The 2,457-nt window shown below is 66.3% G+C and carries 3 protein-coding genes; 2 read left to right on the top strand and 1 reads right to left on the bottom strand.

What is annotated here, in order from left to right; genetic code table 11:
* Nucleotides 1-15 precede the first annotated feature (15 nt).
* Both DYI24_RS24970 and DYI24_RS24965 read left to right on the top strand, forming a co-directional pair.
* A complete protein-coding gene (locus DYI24_RS24970; protein ID WP_502706375.1) occupies nt 16-885 on the top strand; it encodes a gamma-glutamyltransferase family protein in 870 nt (289 codons plus the stop codon).
* A 266-nt stretch (nt 886-1,151) separates the two neighbouring features.
* The gene (locus DYI24_RS24965; RefSeq protein ID WP_164574236.1) at nt 1,152-2,027 is read left to right on the top strand and encodes an SDR family oxidoreductase; all 876 of its coding nucleotides are present in this window, start codon (nt 1,152-1,154) and stop codon (nt 2,025-2,027) included.
* Between the two features lie 94 nt (nt 2,028-2,121).
* On the opposite strand, the gene DYI24_RS24960 is transcribed toward DYI24_RS24965, so the two are convergent.
* The coding region (locus DYI24_RS24960; RefSeq protein WP_205523684.1) for a glutathione S-transferase C-terminal domain-containing protein at nt 2,122-2,457 on the bottom strand (336 nt) is incomplete at its 5' end.

The following is a 2,457-nucleotide window of genomic DNA, read 5'->3' as shown; positions in this document are numbered from 1 at the left end:
GCATAGGCGCGCTTCATCGCTTCGATCAACAGATGCAGCGACGGCGTCGTGCTGATCGAGAGCCTGAACATCCTGGAAGGCTACGCGATGCGCGACCTCGGGCAGGGCACGCCGCCGTCGCTGCATCTGTTGATCGAAGCGATGAAGCGCGCCTATGCGGATCGCGCCCGCTATCTCGGCGATCCCGCCTTCAGCGAGGCCCCGGTCGCGAAGCTGTTGTCCAAGGACTACGCGGCGAGCCTGCGCGCCGGGATCGATCCGCAGCGCGCGACGCCGGTCGAGCAACCACTGCCGCAGCCGCGCGAGGGCCAGAACACCACGCACTTCTCGGTCGCCGATGCCGACGGCAATGCGGTGAGCAATACCTACACGCTCAATTTCTCCTACGGTGTCGGGCTGGTGGCGGATGGCACGGGCGTCTTGCTCAACAACGAACTCGATGATTTCACCGCGGCTCCTGGCGCCTCTAATGCCTACGGTCTGGTCGGCTTCGCCGCTAACCTGCCGGCGCCCGGCAAACGGCCGCTGTCGTCGATGTCGCCGACGATTCTGCTCAAGGACGGCAAGCCGGTGCTGGTCACCGGCTCGCCGGGCGGCAGCCGCATCATTTCGGCGGTGCTGCAGGTGATCGTCGATGTGATCGATTACCGGATGAATGTCGCCGACGCCGTGGCAGCGCCGCGGCTGCATCATCAGTGGCTGCCGGACGAGGTGCGGGTCGAAGGCGGCTTTCCCGACGCGACCCTGGACGCGCTTCGCGCCATGGGCCACCGCGTCGTCACTCCGCTCGGCCAGACCTCGGCAAATTCGATTCTGATCGATACCGACGGCTTCCACGGCGCGCGGGACCCGCGAACACGGGGGGCGACGGCGGCGGGATACTAGCGATCCAGCTGCTTGCGGGAGAGGGCCGGGGTGAGGGCGCCCCAGGCAGTGAGCTAACGACTTGCTCAATCCAGGATCGAGGCGCGCTGCGACTCGCGGCTGCCCTCACCCCAACCCTCCCCCGCAAGCGGGGGAGGGAGCTCGCCGCGTGTGCGGCGAAGGATTCGGCTTGCACGGGGCGTTCAACCTCTCGCCGCAAGCGGATGCAGCGGCGCCCTGCTAATCTGTTCGGCCAATCGATTTGGGCGACCAGGAGGCTTCATCAGATGGCATCACTGCAAGGTAAGACGCTGTTCATCACCGGGGCGAGCCGGGGCATTGGGCTCGCGATCGCGCTGCGGGCGGCGCGGGATGGCGCCAATGTGGCGATCGCCGCCAAGACCACAGAGCCGCATCCGAAGCTGAAGGGCACGATCTACACCGCCGCCGAGGAGATCGTTGCAGCCGGCGGCAAGGCGTTGCCGCTGGTGTGTGACATCCGCGACGAGGCGCAGGTGGTCGACGCGATCGGCAAGACGGTCGCGGAGTTCGGCGGCATTGATGTCTGCGTCAACAATGCCAGCGCGATCAGCCTGACCAATTCGCAGGCGACCGACATGAAGCGCTACGACCTGATGATGGGGATCAACACCCGCGGGACCTTCATGGTGTCGAAATACTGCATTCCGCATCTGAAGAAGGCCGCCAATCCGCACATCCTGATGCTGTCGCCGCCGCTCGACATGAAGGCGAAGTGGTTCGCAGCGTCGACCGCCTACACCATGGCGAAGTTCGGCATGAGCATGGTGGCGCTCGGTCTGTCGGGCGAACTCAAGCACGCTGGCGTTGCGGTGAATGCGCTGTGGCCGCGCACCACGATCGCCACGGCGGCGGTCGGCAATCTGCTCGGCGGCGACGCGATGATCCGCGCCAGCCGCACGCCGGAGATCATGGGCGACGCCGCCCATGCGATCCTGACCAAGCCGTCGCGCGAATTCACCGGCCAGTTCTGCATCGACGACAGCGTGCTGTACGAGGCTGGGGTGCGCGACTTCGAGCCGTATCGCGTCGATCCGAGCGTGCCGCTGATGTCGGACTTCTTCGTGCCGGACGACAGCGTCCCGCCGCCCGGCGTCACTGTCACGCCGCTGCCGATGGGGTAGGCTCTCCCCAAGCACAGCGCGCTCCCTCTCCCGCAGGCGGGAGAGGGAGCTGTCGTGCTTGGCGCGTCGGTCGTTGCTCTAATCGAAGTTGCTATTACGCCTTGCCGATTTGGTACGGCCCGCCTTTTTCAAGCGCGCGGTTGTGGGCGGGGCGGGCGTGGATGCGTTCGAGCCAGGCCAGCGCCTTCGGATAGCGCTGGTCGAGGCCGCCGCGTGAGGCGGCGGCTTCCAGCGGGAAGCTCATCTGGATGTCGGCGGCGGTGAATTCGTCGCCGGCGAAATATGCGGCCTTGCCGAGTTCGCTCTCCCAATAATCCATGTGCAGCTTGAGCTGCGGATCGACGAAGCCCGTCAGCGCGCCGGACGCCACCATCTTCACCAGCGGCCGCACCAGCGCCGGGGCGCGCTGTTGCATCATCGAGAACAGCAG

This window comes from Rhodopseudomonas sp. BR0C11 (assembly GCF_010820945.1).
Lineage (GTDB): Bacteria > Pseudomonadota > Alphaproteobacteria > Rhizobiales > Xanthobacteraceae > Rhodopseudomonas > Rhodopseudomonas palustris_H.
The sequence above is the reverse complement of the archived record's forward strand: the minus strand, read 5'-3'. Positions and strand labels throughout refer to the sequence as shown.